At 61.2% G+C, this 16,876-nt stretch carries 16 protein-coding genes; all 16 read left to right on the forward strand.

The genetic code is table 11. The annotated features are described in order from the left end of the window. Nucleotides 1-2 precede the first annotated feature (2 nt). The 16 genes from ACXAIC_RS10030 to ACXAIC_RS10105 all read left to right on the forward strand — a co-directional run bounded on the left by ACXAIC_RS10030 (nucleotide 3) and on the right by ACXAIC_RS10105 (nucleotide 16,784). Nucleotides 3-1,556 (forward strand): ABC transporter ATP-binding protein, encoded by a 1,554-nt coding sequence (locus ACXAIC_RS10030; protein ID WP_475177012.1) that lies wholly within the window; start codon nucleotides 3-5, stop codon nucleotides 1,554-1,556. After that, nucleotides 1,553-2,659 (forward strand): ABC transporter permease, encoded by a 1,107-nt coding sequence (locus ACXAIC_RS10035; RefSeq protein ID WP_475177016.1) that lies wholly within the window; start codon nucleotides 1,553-1,555, stop codon nucleotides 2,657-2,659. The genes ACXAIC_RS10030 and ACXAIC_RS10035 overlap by 4 nt, the downstream gene beginning before the upstream one ends. 2 nt (nucleotides 2,660-2,661) lie before the next feature. Then, the gene (locus tag ACXAIC_RS10040; protein WP_475177020.1) at nucleotides 2,662-3,630 is read left to right on the forward strand and encodes an ABC transporter permease; all 969 of its coding nucleotides are present in this window, start codon (nucleotides 2,662-2,664) and stop codon (nucleotides 3,628-3,630) included. After that, a complete protein-coding gene (locus ACXAIC_RS10045; protein ID WP_475177025.1) occupies nucleotides 3,627-4,037 on the forward strand; it encodes a cytidine deaminase in 411 nt (136 codons plus the stop codon). Before ACXAIC_RS10040 ends, ACXAIC_RS10045 begins: the two co-directional genes overlap by 4 nt. A gap of 6 nt (nucleotides 4,038-4,043) precedes the next feature. Then, the gene (locus ACXAIC_RS10050) at nucleotides 4,044-4,856 is read left to right on the forward strand and encodes a purine-nucleoside phosphorylase (protein ID WP_475177028.1); all 813 of its coding nucleotides are present in this window, start codon (nucleotides 4,044-4,046) and stop codon (nucleotides 4,854-4,856) included. Next, on the forward strand, nucleotides 4,849-5,625 hold the full coding sequence (gene deoC, locus ACXAIC_RS10055) for a deoxyribose-phosphate aldolase (protein WP_475177035.1): 777 nt from the start codon (nucleotides 4,849-4,851) through the stop codon (nucleotides 5,623-5,625). Before ACXAIC_RS10050 ends, deoC begins: the two co-directional genes overlap by 8 nt. 178 nt (nucleotides 5,626-5,803) lie before the next feature. Further along, nucleotides 5,804-7,120, forward strand: coding sequence for a thymidine phosphorylase (gene deoA / locus ACXAIC_RS10060; RefSeq protein WP_475177043.1), 1,317 nt, complete (start codon nucleotides 5,804-5,806; stop codon nucleotides 7,118-7,120). Between the two features lie 90 nt (nucleotides 7,121-7,210). Then, nucleotides 7,211-8,431 carry a phosphopentomutase gene (locus ACXAIC_RS10065; protein ID WP_475177048.1) on the forward strand — a complete coding sequence of 407 codons (1,221 nt, stop codon included), beginning with the start codon at nucleotides 7,211-7,213 and terminating at the stop codon, nucleotides 8,429-8,431. 105 nt (nucleotides 8,432-8,536) lie between these two features. Next, nucleotides 8,537-9,544 (forward strand): adenosine deaminase, encoded by a 1,008-nt coding sequence (locus ACXAIC_RS10070; protein ID WP_475177053.1) that lies wholly within the window; start codon nucleotides 8,537-8,539, stop codon nucleotides 9,542-9,544. A gap of 14 nt (nucleotides 9,545-9,558) precedes the next feature. Further along, nucleotides 9,559-10,875, forward strand: coding sequence for a DUF1688 family protein (locus ACXAIC_RS10075; protein ID WP_475177058.1), 1,317 nt, complete (start codon nucleotides 9,559-9,561; stop codon nucleotides 10,873-10,875). 65 nt (nucleotides 10,876-10,940) lie between these two features. Beyond that, a complete protein-coding gene (gene upp, locus ACXAIC_RS10080) occupies nucleotides 10,941-11,570 on the forward strand; it encodes a uracil phosphoribosyltransferase (RefSeq protein ID WP_475177065.1) in 630 nt (209 codons plus the stop codon). Nucleotides 11,571-11,588: 18 nt separating this feature from the next. Further along, entirely contained in the window at nucleotides 11,589-12,488 is a 900-nt protein-coding gene (locus tag ACXAIC_RS10085; protein ID WP_475177071.1) for a ribokinase, read from the forward strand. Nucleotides 12,489-12,557: 69 nt separating this feature from the next. Beyond that, complete coding sequence (locus ACXAIC_RS10090; RefSeq protein WP_475177076.1) at nucleotides 12,558-13,061, forward strand: retropepsin-like aspartic protease family protein; 504 nt, start codon at nucleotides 12,558-12,560, stop codon at nucleotides 13,059-13,061. A gap of 63 nt (nucleotides 13,062-13,124) precedes the next feature. Beyond that, on the forward strand, nucleotides 13,125-14,624 hold the full coding sequence (locus ACXAIC_RS10095) for a phosphomannomutase/phosphoglucomutase (protein WP_475177080.1): 1,500 nt from the start codon (nucleotides 13,125-13,127) through the stop codon (nucleotides 14,622-14,624). A gap of 66 nt (nucleotides 14,625-14,690) precedes the next feature. Further along, nucleotides 14,691-15,689, forward strand: a complete 999-nt coding sequence (locus ACXAIC_RS10100; protein ID WP_475177084.1) for an aldose epimerase family protein — start codon at nucleotides 14,691-14,693, stop codon at nucleotides 15,687-15,689. Between the two features lie 66 nt (nucleotides 15,690-15,755). Further along, nucleotides 15,756-16,784, forward strand: coding sequence for a histone deacetylase family protein (locus ACXAIC_RS10105; RefSeq protein ID WP_475177090.1), 1,029 nt, complete (start codon nucleotides 15,756-15,758; stop codon nucleotides 16,782-16,784). Nucleotides 16,785-16,876: the final 92 nt, after the last annotated feature.

Raw genomic sequence — 16,876 nt, forward strand, 5'->3', positions numbered from 1 at the left:
GCATGAGCGAAACGCCGGCGATCGAACTGCGCAAGATCAACAAGCGCTTTGGCCCGGTTCACGCCAACAAGGATATCGACCTTGTGGTGAAAAAGGGCTCCATTCACGGAATCATCGGGGAAAACGGCGCGGGCAAATCGACGCTCATGTCCATCCTCTACGGCTTTTATCAGGCCGATGATGGCGACATTTGCGTCGATGGCCGCACGGTCACGATCCCCGATTCCAAGGCCGCGATCACCATGGGAATCGGCATGGTGCACCAGCACTTCATGCTGGTCGACAATTTCTCCGTTCTGGAAAATGTGGTGCTCGGCGCCGAGGACAGCGCCATGCTCGCCGGAGGCCTGGCCCGGGCCCGCACCGAACTGAAGCGCCTTGAAGACGAATATGAGCTGCGCGTCGATCCGGACGCGCTGGTTCAGGATCTGCCGGTGGGCCTGCAACAGCGGGTCGAGATCCTCAAGGCGCTCTACCGCAGCGCCGAGATTCTGATCCTGGACGAGCCGACCGGTGTTCTGACCCCGGCCGAAGCCGACCACCTGTTCAAGATCCTGAAAGTCCTGAAAGACGAAGGCAAGACGGTTCTCCTGATCACCCACAAGCTGCGCGAGATCATGGCCGTGACCGACACGGTCTCTGTGATGCGCCGGGGCGAGATGGTGGCAACGGTCGAGACGGCTGACACCTCCATGGAGCAACTTGCGGAGCTTATGGTCGGCCGCTCGGTGCTGCTCCAGGTTGACAAGGTTCCTGCCGAGCCGAAACAGCCGGTTCTGGACATCCAGAACCTGACCGTGACCGACGCTCGCGGTGTGCAGGTGGTCAAGGATGTGTCCTTTTGCGTGCGCGCCGGGGAGATTGTCGGCATTGCCGGTGTCTCGGGCAATGGTCAGTCGGAACTGCTGGAGACGGTGTCGGGTATCCGGCGGGCCTCGTCGGGCACGATGACCCTGGGCGGGGAAGTCATCGATCTGGGCACCAGCACGCTGGATGCCGCCGACATGCGTGCCAGAAGCCTTGGCCATGTTCCGGAAGACCGTCACCGTATGGGCCTGATCAACAGCTTCACCGAATATGAGAATTCCATTCTCGGCTATCACCGGGACCCGGCCTATGCGAAAGGGCCGTTCATGGACCTGCAGGCCATCAAGAAAAATGCGGTGGCCGAAATCGAAAAATACGATATCCGGCCCCCCAATCCGATGCTGAAGACCGCGAATTTCTCCGGTGGAAACCAGCAGAAGATCGTTCTGGCCCGGGAAATCGAGCGCGATCCGGAGGTGCTTCTGGTGGGCCAGCCGACCCGCGGGGTCGATATTGGCGCCATTGAATTCATCCATAAACGGCTGGTCGAACTGCGCGACGCTGGCAAGGGCATCCTGCTGGTCTCCGTGGAACTTGACGAGATCCGCGCCCTGGCCGACCGGGTGCTGGTCATGTTTGACGGCCGCATTGTTGGCGAGCGCGGCGCCAACGCGGAAGAAGGCGACCTCGGCCTTCTCATGGCCGGTGTCGACAAGGGTCAACAGCCACAAGAGGAAAATGTGCAATGACACAGGGCCAGTTGCCTCGCTGGGTCGACCTCGGTCTGATCCCTTTTTTGAACCTGGCCGCGGCCTTTCTCGTGTCCGGGCTCGTCGTGATCCTGATCGGCGAGAACCCGCTGGATGCGGTTGAGATCCTTGTCTGGGGATCGCTCGGCTATGGTGAAGGTATCGGCTTCACGCTGTTTTACGCCACCAACTTCATCTTCACCGGCCTGGCCGTGGCCGTTGCCTTCCATGCCGGTCTCTTCAATATCGGCGGGGAAGGGCAGGCCTATGTGGGCGGCCTTGGGGTCGCGATTGCCTGTCTGGCGCTGGACCGGTATGTACCCTGGTATGTGACGCTGCCCTTTGCCATTCTCGGCTCTGCTGCAGCGGGCGCTGCCTGGGCCCTCATCCCGGCCTGGCTGCAGGCAACGCGCGGCAGCCATGTGGTCATCACCACCATCATGTTCAACTTCATTGCCTCTTCGCTGATGGTCTATCTCCTCAACGGGGTGCTGAAGGAACATGGCTCCATGCAGCCGGAAACACGCACCTTTGAAGCCGGCGGGCGGCTGCCGTTCCTCAATGACCTGTTCCCGTCTTTCGGCTTCGGTTATGCGCCGGTCAACCTGTCGCTGTTCATCGCGCTGGCGGCCTGCGTTCTGGTCTGGCTTTTGATCTGGCGGACCCGGCTCGGCTTTGAAATCCGGTCTTTCGGAGCCAATGCCACGGCCGCGGTCTATGCGGGCATCCCGCCGGTGCGCACGATCGTGATCACCATGCTGATCTCCGGCGGGCTCGCCGGCATGATGGCGATCAACGAAATCATGGGGTCCCAGAACCGGCTGCTGATCGACTTCGTCACCGGTTACGGCTTTGTCGGCATCGCGGTGGCACTTATGGGGCGGGCGCATCCGGTTGGTATTGTTCTGGCCGCCATCCTGTTCGGCATGCTCTACCAGGGCGGCGCGGAACTTTCCTTTGAAATGCCGAACATCACCCGCGACATGATTATCGTCATCCAGGGGCTGGTGATCCTGTTTGCCGGGGCGCTGGAATACATGTTCCGCCCGGCGATCATCCGGCTGTTCACCCCAGCCCAGCCCCTGCAGGCGAAGGAGGCGTAATCATGTTTGAAGATTTCATTCTGATCCTCGATTCCACCGTCCGCCTGTCAACGCCCCTGCTGCTGGCCTGTCTGGCCGGGCTCTATTCAGAACGCGCCGGTGTGGTCGATATCGGCCTGGAGGGCAAGATGCTGGGCGCGGCTTTTGGCGCCGGGGCAGTGGCCTATCTCACCGCTAATGCCTGGCTGGGCCTGCTGGCAGGCATCGCCGTTGCTGTGGCGCTGGGTCTGCTGCATGGCTTTGCCTCGATTTCCAACCGGGGCAACCAGATTGTTTCCGGGGTGGCGATCAATTTTCTGGCCGCCGGGCTCACGGCGCTTCTGGGCCAGTCCTGGTTCCGGCAGGGCGGCCGGACCCCGGCGCTGCCGCAGGGCGGCCGTTTCACGGAAATCACCTTGCCCTTTGCCGATCAGGTGCGCGACGTGCCTGTTCTCGGCCCGGTCTACTATGAGCTTCTGTCCGGTCATAATATCTTGGTCTATGTGGCGTTTCTGGCGGTGCCCTTCACCTGGTGGGTTCTGTTCCGCACCCGTTTTGGCCTGCGCCTGCGCGCGGTCGGGGAAAATCCGGCTGCCGTCGACACGGCCGGTATTTCGGTCCTTTGGCTGCGCTACCGGGCCGTGATTGCCTGTGGTGCCCTGTGCGGCTTTGCGGGGGCTTATCTGTCCATTGCCCAGGGGGCGGGCTTCGGGGTCAACATGACTGCGGGCAAGGGCTTCATTGCGCTGGCCGCGCTGATCTTCGCCAAGTGGCGTCCGGCCAGTGCCATGCTCACCTGTCTTCTGTTCGGCTTTCTGGATGCGGTGGCCATCCGCATGCAGGGGCAGGAAGTTCCTGGCATCGGGGAAATCCCGGTCCAGCTCTTCCAGGCTCTGCCCTATATTCTGACCGTGATCCTGCTGGCCGGGTTCATCGGCAAGGCGATCCCGCCAAAGGCGGCGGGTATTCCCTATCTGAAGGAGCGGTCATGAGCGATCTGGATGCCTTGTTCGAGGCCGCCAAGGCGGTCCGGGAGAAGGCCTATGCGCCCTATTCGAATTTTCTGGTCGGGGCCGCGTTCCGCACGCCGGACGGTACGGTCTTTACCGGCTGCAACGTGGAAAATGCGTCCTATCCGGTCAGTGTCTGTGCCGAAGGGGGCGCTGTCAGTGCTATGATCGCGGCAGGCCACCGTCAAATCGAAGAAGCGGTGGTGATTGGCGACGCGGCCCTGTGCACGCCCTGCGGCATGTGCCGCCAGAGGTTCGCCGAATTCGGAACGAAAAACCTTGTGGTTCACGTTGCGGATCTGAACGGCATCAAGCGCAGTTTCACGCTGGAAGAACTGCTGCCGGCCGCATTTGAACTGGAAGACACACAAGACGACAAGAAGGACTGACCCGCCATGACTGGGTACGGCCGTGAATGCGCGGACATTGTCCGCGCTGCCCGCAAGGGCTCTTACAAGATTGGCATGATTTTGGGGTCGGGGCTCGGCGCGCTGGCAGAAGAGGTGGAAGATGCCGTGCGTATTCCCTATGCGCGTCTGGCGGATTTCCCGGTCTCGACCGTGACCTCCCATTCGAGCGAACTGGTGGCGGGGTCGCTGGCCGGGGTGCCGGTGGTGATCCTGTCCGGGCGGGCGCATTATTATGAAAGCGGCAACCCGGCCATTATGCGCACGCCGGTGGAAACGCTGAAAGAGCTTGGCTGCGAGGTGCTGCTGGCCACCAATGCTGCGGGCTCGCTGCGCGAGGAGGTTGCTCCCGGATCGCCCATGCTGATTTCCGATCACATCAACTGGTCGGGCAAGAATCCACTGATCGGTGAAGAGAGCGAAAAGCGCTTTCTGGACGTGAGCGCGGCCTATGATCCGGACTTGCGGTCCGCCATGAAAAAGGTGGCCGCAGAAACGGGCGATGCCATCGCCGAAGGCGTCTATATGTGGTTTTCCGGCCCTTCTTTCGAAACACCGGCAGAGATCCGCATGGCCAAGATCCTGGGCGCCGATGCGGTCGGCATGTCGACGGTTCCCGAAGTGATTCTGGCGCGGTTCCTGGGGTTGCGCGTGGCCGCCATATCGATCATCACCAATTACGGGGCCGGCATGCAGACCCACGCACTGTCCCATGACGAAACCAAGGCTGTTGCCCTGAAGGGCATGGAACGCATGAAACAGCTTGTGCGCGCGTTTGTGAAGGAAATTGGCGATGAGTGACAGGATTGAAAACGCCAAGCGGGCTCTTGGCCTGGTGGATCTGACCAATCTGAATGACGATTGCTCCGGCGGGGACATCACCAAACTGACCAGCCGGACCGTGACCGATCACGGCTCTGTCGCCGCTGTCTGTGTGTGGCCGCGTTTCGTGGCCCAGGCGGTCCGGGAACTGACCGGAACCGGTGTCAAGGTCGCGACCGTCGTCAACTTCCCGCATGGAGGCGAGGATACCACGGCCGTTGTGGCCGAAACTGAACAGGCGATTGCCGACGGCGCGGACGAGGTCGACCTTGTCATGGCGTATCGGGCCTTTGCCGAAGGGCGCAAGGGTTATGCCGAAGAGCAGATCGTGCGGGTGAAGGCAGCCATTCCCGATCCGGCCCTCCTGAAAGTCATTCTAGAAACGGGCGAGATCAAGGATCCGCTTCTGATCCACGCCGCTTCGAACATGGCGGTTGCAGCCGGGGCGGATTTCATCAAAACCTCAACTGGCAAGGTGGCCGTCAACGCGACGCTTGAGGCCGCCGAGATCATGCTCACGGTGCTGGAAGAAGCCCGCCGGGACCACACCGGACGGGTCATCGGTTTCAAACCCGCCGGCGGAATCCGCACAAGCGAAGATGCGGAAGCCTATCTGGCCCTGGCGGACCGGATCATGGGGCACAACTGGGTCTCCACATCCACATTCCGTTTTGGGGCGAGCGGCCTTCTGGACGCGCTGATTGCCACCATCGAAGGCAAGGATATGAGGGCTGCAGAAGGATATTAGGGCGCAGCGCACTCCAAAGGAGTGAACCCGTACTGAACGGGACATGCTCCGGCTCGCTGGCCGCTCAGGCCTCATGGCAATGCCGGCAAGATGCTGCTCGATTTCAAGATGCGAGAGCCTTTCAGGTGCCTGTTGCAGGTCACCCGACAGGCGGGACCTGCAAGACAAGGACAACAACATGCTGCCGCAGGAAGTCATCCGCAAAAAGCGTGACGGGAACGCCCTGAACGCAGACGAAATTGCGTTTTTCGTCAAAGGGCTCGCCGATGGCTCGGTGACAGAAGGGCAGGTTTCTGCCCTGGCGATGGCCGTCTTTTTTCAAGGCTTGAGTGTTGAGGAAAGGGTCGCGTTGACGCTGGCCATGCGCGACAGCGGAGATATTATGGACTGGACCGGCATTGACGCACCGGTTCTGGACAAACATTCCACCGGTGGCATCGGGGACAATGTGTCTCTCATGCTGGCCCCGGCGCTTGCAGCCTGCGGGGCTGCCGTTCCGATGATCTCAGGGCGCGGCCTTGGCCATACCGGCGGTACGCTGGACAAATTCGACAGCATTCCGGGCTATCAGACCCAGCCGGACAATCTGCTGTTCAAGAAAGTGGTCAAGGACATCGGCTGCGCGGTTATCGGCCAGACCGGCAATCTGGCACCAGCCGACAAGCGCTTTTATGCCATTCGCGACGTGACGGCGACGGTGGAGAGCATTGATCTGATCACCGCCTCGATCCTGTCCAAGAAGCTGGCCGCCGGGCTGCAAGGCCTGGTGCTGGATGTGAAATGGGGCACCGGTGCGTTTATGGCCGGGCTCGACGAGGCCCGCGGGCTTGCCCAGAGCCTGGTTCTGGTTGCCAATGGGGCGGGCCTGAAGACAACAGCCCTCCTGACCGACATGAACGAGCCGCTGGCGTCGGCTGCTGGAAACGCGGTTGAAATGCAAAATGCGGTCGATTTTCTGAAAGGCACGGCGGTGGACAATCGCCTGTGGGACGTAACGGTTGCCCAGGGCGGGGAGCTGCTGGCCTCCGGCGGGATTGCGTCCACGGCGGATGCCGGGGCTGAAATGATGCGCCAGGCCTTTGACAGCGGCAAGGCGGCAGAAAAATTTGCCCAGATGGTGCACGCGCTTGGCGGGCCCGCCGACTTCATGGAAAAAAGCGAGCTCTATCTCGCCAAGGCCCCGGTCCAGGCCCCGGTCTATGCGGACCGGGACGGCACGGTGACCGGCGTGGATGCGCGGGCTGTCGGAGTGGCGGTTGTGGCGCTTGGCGGCGGGCGCCGGGCCGCAGCCGATGTGATCGACCCGTCCGTCGGTCTGACGGATCTGGCCGGGATCGGCAACACGGTGGATGCGGATGCGCCGCTGGCCATCGTTCATGCCCGCTCTGAAGACGAGGCTGCGGCTGCGGCCATTGCCGTGCGCAACGCTTATCAGATCGGGGCAGCGTCCGCTGTTCCCGACCGCCCGAGCGTGGTTGAACGGATCGCACCGTAAGCGCGTCCGGTTTATAGGGGGCCGGACCGGACGGGTCCGGCGCGTTCTCCGGTTTCATCAACCGGTAAAAAAACAAAGTGAGGAAACCCCATGCCCCGTGCAATCCTGTGCGTCCTGGACAGTTTCGGCATTGGCGGAGCTGAAGATGCAGCCGCCTTTGGCGATTCCGGGTCCGATACATTGGGCCACATTGCCGAAGAATGCGCCCGTGGCAACGGCGACAGGGACGGCCTGCGCCAGGGGCTCTTGAAAGTGCCGAACATGGACCGTCTGGGCCTGGGCGCGGCCGGGCGCCTGTCGACTGGAAAGACCCTGCCCGGTCTCGATCATGCGGCGGAGCCGGACGGCTTGTGGGGCTATGCTGCAGAAGTGTCCAACGGCAAGGACACGCCCTCCGGACACTGGGAGATTGCCGGCGTGCCGGTGCGGTTCGACTGGGGCTATTTCCCCCAGACCATTCCCGCCTTTCCCGATGAGCTGATCGGGAAGATCAAAGAGGCGGCGGGGCTGACCGGCATATTGGGCAACAAGCATGCGTCGGGTACGCAGGTCATCGCCGAACTTGGTGAAGAGCACCTGCGCACGGGCAAGCCGATTTTCTATACATCCGCTGATTCTGTGATTCAGATTGCGGCACATGAAGCGCAGTATGGGCTCGATAACCTTTACAAGCTTTGTGAAATCACCCGGGAATTTGCCGATCCCTACACAATTGGCCGGGTGATCGCGCGCCCCTTTGAGGGAGAGACAGCCGCAACTTTCCAGCGCACGGCTAACCGGCGCGACTATTCGGTGCTGCCGCCCGAACCGACCTTGCTTGACCGGCTGACGGACGCGGGCCGCACAGTGATCGGTGTCGGCAAGATCTCCGACATTTTCGCCCACCAGGGGGTGGCCAAAGTGCTCAAAGGCGCGGGCAATGATCAGCTCTTTGACAGGACGCTGGAGGCCATGGAGATGGCCGGGGACGGGGATCTGGTTTTTTCGAACTTCATCGATTTTGATTCGCTCTACGGCCACCGGCGCGACGTGCCGGGTTATGCCGCTGCCCTGGAAGCCTTCGACCGGCGGCTGCCGGAACTGACTGCCCGGCTGCGCGAGGGGGATCTTTTGATCCTGACTGCGGACCATGGCTGCGATCCCACCTGGCAGGGCACGGACCATACGCGCGAGCATGTTCCGGTGATTGCCACCGGTCCCGGAGTTCCCGGCAGGGGCATTGGCGGCCGGAAAACCTATGCGGATATCGGCGAGAGTGTTGCGCAGCATCTTCGGATCGCGCAAGGTCCCCACGGGACAAGTTTCTTGTAGGGTCTGCGGGCACGAGCGGGCAGGTCACACGTCCCGCCGCCGCAAAGGGGACCGAGAGGGCCGGTGCGGTCCCCGGATGAAACAGCTTGGCAGGGTCCGCCACAGATGAATGACACCATAAACGTCCCGAAAGCTGAATTGCATTGCCATATTGAAGGGGCGGCTCCGGCCAGTCTGGTGCTGCGCCTGGCAGAGCATCACGGGGTGGACGTGTCCGAGGTGATTGACGGGGCCGGTAAGTATATCTGGTCCGATTTCACCAGCTTCCTGAAGGCTTATGATGTCTCCAGCTCTGTCTTCAAGACACCGGCTGACTATTCCCTGCTGTCGGAAACCTATTTCCGCATGCTGGCCGCTGAAGGGGCGGTCTATGGGGAGATCACCATCTCGCCCGACCATGCCCAGGCCACGGGACTGTCCTATCGGTCCTATGTGGAAGGGCTTGCCGCCGGGATCGAGCGGGCCAAGACGGATACAGCCATCGAAGGGCGCATGATCGCCATTGGGGTCCGCCATTTCGGCGCTGCGTCCGTGGAGCGGGTGGCCAAGGAGGTGGTCGGCAACCCGCATCCGCTTGTGACCGGATTTGGACTGGCGGGGGACGAGCGCTCAGGGCACCCGGCGAATTTTTCCAAGGCTTTCCGGATGGCTGCCGAGGCGGGCCTTGGCACCACCGCCCATGCGGGCGAATTTGGCGGTCCGGACAGCGTGATCGCGGCCCTGGAATTTCTGAGGGTCAAACGTATCGGGCATGGCGTGCGGGCCATCGAAGACAAGGATCTGGTGAAACGACTCGTGGATGAGGAGGTGGTGCTTGAAGTCTGCCCCGGGTCGAATATCGCCCTCAGCGTCTATACACATTTGCGCTTCCATCCGGTGAACCTCCTGCGCAATGCGGGAGTAAGGATCACCCTCAACTCGGATGATCCGCCTTTTTTCGGCACCACGCTGGGCAAGGAATATACGTCGGTCGCCGGGACCTTCGGCTGGTCTTTTGACGACCAGATGGCCGTGACCCGGACCGCAATCGAAGCCGCCTTTTGCGATTCGGCAACAAAACAGAGACTTCTGGTCAGGCTGGACAGTGCCAAACAGTCCGGCGGCCGGAGCTGAGGGAGACGGGGCCTTTGGAGATTGCCCAAAACGATCTGAACACCACAAACACGCTCAAGCTGTTTAAGCCGGCTGAGGTGCTGAGCCGGGCGCAGACCCTGTTGCAACAGGCGGAGGCGGGGGATCTTGCCCATGCCCGGGTGGATCTCTCCCGGCTGGGCGGTGTTCTTTTGAACGTGCTGGAGATTACCAAGGAGACCTATCCGGATTTTCAAATTCCCCCTTATGGTGCGTGGCGGGCCTTCGAACCGGACGGCCTTGACCGCTGGGGCGCATTGGCCGGGGCCAGGGCGTTTGAAAGCGCTGATGAGATGCTGGTCTCCGCTGCGGATCTGGCTTGTCTTGCCTGCGTCATGAAAACCATGTCTCCGGAGGGCTGGGTCTATGAGGACCCGATGACCGGCACGAAAGTGCGCGGGTCGCAGGCGTCAGGTCTTGCAGCATTTCATATGTTTGCTGCTGGGTCGGTTTCAAGCGACATGAGCGACCCTTACCGGGTGGATGCGGACACTTTGATCCGGCTGGAACCGGAAGAACTGGCATTTGCGCTGCAATGGGACCCGGAGACCGCCAGGGATCTGGTGGAGGCCATGCGCAGGCACCTGAAACGGTTTGGGGAGGCTCTGGCCCTGCGGCCGGATCTCTTTTCTGAAGGCGAGGCAACCCGGCCGGGGCTTTTGGCGTTGAAACAGGCTGCGGCAAGTGGGGCAGGCGTGGTCAGTGCCGCCGGAATTCTGGACCTCTTCCTTGGGGCTTTGGCGCCGGTCTGGGAGGGCGGGGCGCAATTGGGCGATATCGTTCTCGGTGACAGTTTTCACCATTCTGTGGCCAAGGTTGAGACAGCACCTGCAGAGGGGGCTGACGAAGGGCCTGACGACACGCGGCACGGTCTGGACAGCCGTCAGGTGGTCCCGTTCCACCTGGCTGCGCAGGACATGGTCTATTCCCTGATCGAGCCCTTCGCCTGGGCAGGCTTCGAGGTGTCGGATCTGGAGCAGCTCACCGGTCCTGCCGATGACGCCCATGCGGCCCTGTTTGTGGACGCCGGTGTGCTGCAGCTGCGCACTGGCCATGGGAGCCTTGACGCGGAGGGCGCGCGCGACCGGATGATTGAACTGCGCGCGCTCACCCTTGCCCTGACCGGCATGCTGGCCGATCTGCTGCGCCAGGAACTCGACGTGCCGCCGGATCAATTGCCGCTGACCTGTATTCTGGAAGGGGGGACAAGCCGGTTGGGCCACCGGATTTTGCAGCAATCGGGCCCGGAGGTGCAAAAACTCGGGCGTTATCTCAACCCGGGGGCTGTTTTTTGGTTGCCGTTCGGGGCATAGGTCCTGAACATAAAAATGAAAACCGGTCCCGGTTCCTGCGGGACCTGAATGCAAGAGAGGCAGATATGTCCGGAGCCAACGTCATCAGTCACCCGTTGGTCCAGCACAAGCTGACCATTATGCGCGACAAGGGAACGTCCACCCAGGGGTTCCGCCGCCTGCTGCGCGAAATTTCCACTCTGTTGTGCTACGAGGTGACCCGGGACCTGCCTTTGATCCGCCAGACCATCGAAACACCGCTTGCCGAAATGCAGGCGCCGATGCTGGCTGGCAAGAAACTGGTCTTTGCCTCCGTGCTGCGGGCCGGGAACGGCCTTCTGGAAGGCATGCTGGAGCTGGTGCCCTCCGCCCGCGTTGCCCATGTGGGTCTTTACCGCGATCCGGAAACCCTGCAGCCGGTGGAATATTACTTCAAGGCGCCAGAAGACCTGAATGAACGGCTGGTTATCGTGGTTGACCCGATGCTGGCCACGGCCAATTCAGCTATTGCCGCTGTTCAGAAACTGAAAGAACGGGGCGCCAACAATATCCGCTTCCTGTGCCTGCTCGCAGCGCCGGAAGGGGTGGCCAATTTCAACGCGGTCCATCCGGACATTCCGATCTATACGGCGGCCATTGACGAGAAGCTCAACGAGAAGGGCTACATCGTGCCCGGCCTCGGCGACGCGGGTGACCGCATGTATGGCACCAAATAACCCTATGATGGCGGATGCATGATTACGGTTTTCGGTTCCATTAATCTGGATCTCGTGGTTGCCGTGGAGCGCTTGCCCACGGCGGGCGAAACGGTCAGCGGCCCGGATCATCAGACCTTTGCCGGCGGCAAGGGCGCCAATCAGGCGCTCGCGGCCTGCCGGGCCGGGGCTGAGGTCAAAATGATCGGCGCGGTTGGCGGCGACGCTTTTGCAGCTCTTGCTCTGGCCAATCTGAAGGCGGCGGGCGTTGATCTGTCCGGTGTGCGCAGCCTTCCCGGGGCAACGGGTCTCGCCCTGATCGGGATCGAGGCTTCCGGGGAAAACCAGATCATTGTGGCCAGCGGGGCAAATGCCCGGGTGGAGGCCGCGTGGCTGGAGGGGGCGCTTTCCGCCTCAGACCTCCTGGTGCTTCAAGGCGAAGTGCCGCTAAAGGAAGCGGTGTCGGCCATGTCCGCTGCCCGCCGGTCCGGGGCCCGGGTCGTTTGGAACCCGGCTCCTGTTCCGATGGGGGATCTAACCGCCGCACTCAAACAGGTCAGCATCCTTGTGGTGAATGAAAGCGAAGCGGCCGAAATTGCCACCCGGCTTGGACATTCAGGAGAGCCGGCCGCCTTTGTGGACGCCCTTGCCGGAGAGTTCGAGGCTGTTGTCGTTACCCTTGGTGCCAAGGGTGTTTTGGCCGGACGAGGGGCGGACCGTCTTTCCCTGTCTGCCCCCAAGGTCGATCCCGTGGACACGACCGGCGCCGGGGACGCTTTTTGCGGGGCCCTGGCCGCCGCGCTCGATGCTGGTAAAGCTTTTGATCGGGCGCTCAAGGAAGGGGTCGCTGCAGGCTCCCTGGCCTGCACTGTGACCGGCGCCCAGTCGAGCGCACCGCAAAGGGCCGATATTGACCGGCTGGCCGGTCAAATCGTCTGAATTGATTTTACGGGCCGCTAAGGAAACTGTGCTATCCGGCAGGGACCGTTGTGACACCCTGGGGGCGCTATGTGGCGCTATGTGTTTGTTCTTGTGTTGCTTGCCGGTGCGGCGCCACTTGTGCCGGGCCTGATTGAAACACGCCTGGCTGCCCTTCAGGACGACGGCCCGGACGCCGCTGAAGCCACCCGGGAGACCGGGCCAAGAACCCACCGGATTTCCGTTGACCGCAGCGGGCACTATGTTGCCGATGCCTATCTGAACGGCCGTGCCATCGATATGCTGGTCGACACGGGGGCGACCCTGACCGTGCTGCCTGTATCGGTTGCCGAGGATATCGGCATTCACTTGCGCCCGTCAGATTTCGATATGCCCATCGGAACGGCCAATGGCAGGATCTACGGCGCGGGCGCGGTGATCGACCGGCTGCGCATCGGCGCGATCCGCCTGCGAAATGTGGAGGCGGTTGTCCTTTCAGACGAACGCCTGAGCTCACCGCTTCTGGGCATGTCGGTGCTGGGCCAGCTCAAGCGGTTTGACTTTTCAAGTGGCACGCTAGTACTTGTTCAATAGCTTTGACGTCCGTCCTGTCTGGCGTCGCTGAGCGTTTTCCTTTTCGCCACGCAAGAGGCACAGATGTTTCCCAGACCGCGTCCGGCCCTGGCGCCCAATACGTTTGAATATGAAGCCCTGCCCATGGTGAAGCCGACGGGCTTCCGGGAATATGACGCACGCTGGCTGTTCGAAAAAGAAATCAATCTCATGGGCATGCAGGCTCTGGGGCTGGGAATCGGAACGCTGATGCATGAGCGGGGCGTTGCGCCGGAGATTGTGGTGGGGCACGACTTCCGGGGCTATTCCGCCTCGATCAAGATGGCGGTCATAAACGGCCTGATGGCTTCGGGCATCAACGTGCATGACATCGGTCTTGCCCTGTCGCCCATGGCGTATTTCGCCCAGTTTGCCCTAGATGTCCCGGCTGTTGCCATGATCACCGCGTCCCACAATGACAATGGCTGGACGGGTGTGAAAATGGGCATCGACCGGCCACTGACCTTTGGGCCGGGGGAAATGGCCCGGCTGAAGGAGATTGTTCTGGAGGCTGCGTTTGTCGTTAAAGGGGCGGGCAGCTACCGCTTTGTTGACGGGTTCCCTGAGGTTTATTTCAAGGACTTGACCAGCCGGCCGAAATTGAACCGGCCCTTGAAAGTGGTCGCCGCTTGCGGCAACGGCACGGCCGGAGCCTTCGCGCCGAAGGTGCTGGAAGCGCTTGGCGCCGATGTTGTCCCGCTGGATGCGGAGCTGGACCACACGTTTCCGCGCTACAATCCCAACCCGGAAGACCTGAAAATGCTGCATGCCCTGCGGGACAAGGTTCTGGAAACCGGGGCGGATCTCGGGCTGGGCTTTGACGGGGATGGTGACCGCTGTGGTGTTGTCGACAATGAGGGCGAGGAAATTTTCGCCGACAAGGTCGGTGTCATGCTGGCCAGGGACATTTCAGCGCTTCACCCAGGCTGCCGGTTTGTGGTCGATGTGAAGTCGACCGGCCTGTTCAACACCGATCCCGTGCTGCAGGAAAACGGCGCCCGGACGGACTATTTCAAGACCGGGCATTCCTATATCAAGCGCCGGGTGCGCGATCTGGAGGCGATTGTCGGCTTTGAAAAGTCCGGCCATTATTTCTTCAACGGGCCGATTGGCCGGGGCTATGATGACGGGCTGGTGTCCGCAATTGCCATTCTCGATATGCTCGACCGGGCGCCGGACGAGACCATGGCGGATCTGCGGCGCGCCTTGCCCAGGACCTGGGGCTCGCCGACCATGTCTCCCACATGCGCCGACGAGATCAAATATGATGTTGTGGACCGGGTCGTTTCCCGGTTCGAGGCCATGAAGGTGCAGGGAGACCAGCTTGCCGGACAGGCCATCACAGAGCTGATCACGGTCAACGGGGTTCGTATAGTCAGCGAAGACGGCACCTGGGGCCTTGTACGGGCCTCCTCCAACAAGCCGGAACTGGTGGTCGTGGTGGAAAGCCCGGTTTCTGAAGACCGGCTTCATGCCATGTTCAAGGCTGTCGACGGGATCTTGCGGGAGAACCCGGAAGTCGGCGCGTACAATCAGACGATTTGAGGGAAGGTTTCAGCCAGGCTGGCTGCTCAGAGCTGCTTGGAGGAAGACGGGGCAATGGGAAACGGGATGATCAGAGAGTTCGGCACTCTTGCGGACGGAACCGCTGTTCAGGAAATCACCTTGAAAAAGGGGCCGCTGGAGATGGCGGTTCTGACCTATGGTGCCATTATCCGGGATCTGAAAGTCAACGGCCAAACTGTTGTTCTGGGGTTTGATGATCTTCAGAGTTATCTTGATCAGTCTCCCTATTTCGGCGTGATCGCCGGACGCTGTGCCAACCGCATTGCCGAAGGGCGGTTTGAAGCCGGGGGCACCATCTACCAGCTCGACCGGAACGAAGCCGGGCGGCACCACCTTCACGGGGGCAGCCAGGGATTTTCTGCGCGTGTCTGGAGCCTGGAGCAGAGCGACAAGGCAAGCGTGCTTCTGAAGATGGTCTCTGAGGATGGCGACATGGGGTATCCGGGGCGGGTCGAAGCGCTGGTGCGCTACACCCTGACCGGTGCTGGTGCGCTGCGGATCAAGATCACGGCTGTGACGGACAAGACCACGCCGGTCAATCTGACCCAGCACAGCTATTTCAATCTCGCCGGGGGCGGCACGATCCTGGACCACACTCTGGAAATTGCGGCAGAACACTATCTTCCGGTCGATGAGATGCTGATCCCGACCGGTGAGATCCGGCGGGTGGAATGGACCCCGTTTGACTTTCGCGACGGCCGCAAGCTGCGCCGCAAGCCGGGCGAGGAGGCCATCGAATATGACCACAATTTTTGTTTGGACGATAAGGTGCGGCCAGCGGTTGAATTTGCGGCCGCGCTGGAGGACCCGGACGGGGACCGGCGCATGGAAGTCTGGACCAGCGAACCGGGCCTGCAGCTTTATGATGCCAGCCGGATGACTGTGCCGGTGCCGGGGCTCAATGGACAGCGCTACGGGCCCCATGCCGGACTGTGCCTGGAGGCGCAGCGCTGGCCGGACAGCGTCAATCAGAAAGAATTTACGCCTGTCCTGCTACACCCGTCTGAAACATATACACATGTGACGGAATTCCGTTTTTCCTGATTTAGGTTACAGTAGGGGAGCGGCGTTCGCCGCAGGATCATCAGATGACGGCAGAAAGGGCAGCATTTGAAGACGGTATTTTCTGACCTTCAGTTTGCGCATGCGCCTGCTCAGGAGATTTCCGACGGTGAGCTCAAGCCCGCCGTGGAAATCCCGAGCCGTGCCGAAATCGTTTTGAAAACCGTCCGGGAGCGGGGCGTCGGCGAGATCGTGACTCCGGAAGACTTCCCGATTCGTCCAATCCATCAGGTCCATTCCCCGCACTACGTTTCCTTTCTGGAAAGCTTCTGGGACAGATGGACGGCTGTCGGGCGGACCAAGGAAGCCTTTCCGTTTGTCTGGCCCATCCGCAGCCTGCGCCAGGATGTGGAGCTGAACAATATTGACGGATTGCTCGGCCGCTATTCCATGGATGCGGGCACGCCGCTGGGCGAGCACACCTATCAGGCCGCGCGCGCCTCGGCCGACACGGCACTGACCGGCGCAAAACTGATTCTGGACGGTGAGGCATCGGCCTTCTCGCTGTGCCGTCCCCCCGGACATCATGCGGGTTTTGATTTCTTCGGCGGCTATTGTTTTTTCAACAATGCGGCTGTGGCTGCGCAATATATGCGCGACAATGGCATGAACCGGATCGCGATCCTGGATGTGGACTATCACCACGGCAATGGCACACAGGCGCTGTTCTATGACCGGCCGGACATTCTATTCCTGTCCATTCATGCCGACCCGAAGACCGAATACCCGTATTTCCTTGGCTATTCGGATGAAACCGGCGAACATGCCGGAACAGGCTTTACCCGGAACTGGCCCTTGCCCCTTGGGACCGGCTGGGACGGGTACAAGCCAGCGCTCGACGAGGCGTGCCGTTGGCTTCTGGTCTATAAGCCCGATGCCATGATCGTCTCCCTTGGGCTTGACTGTTTTGAAAGGGACCCGATTTCCGGGTTCAAATTCAAGAGCGAAGACTATCTCCTGCTCGGACAACGCCTTCAAAAGCTGAAGGTGCCGACCCTGTTCGTGATGGAAGGCGGCTATGCGGTGGACGCACTTGGCACAAATTGTGTGAATGTGCTGGAAGGTTTTTCCACCTAGTTGTGAGTTCTGAGAAGGTTGTTCATCCAGATTGAAAGCCTGAAGGTGTTTGCGACCAAACATTCACCGAAAGGTTTCAAGGATGAACAACC

The organism is Roseibium sp. AWQ4_254 (assembly GCF_056161025.1).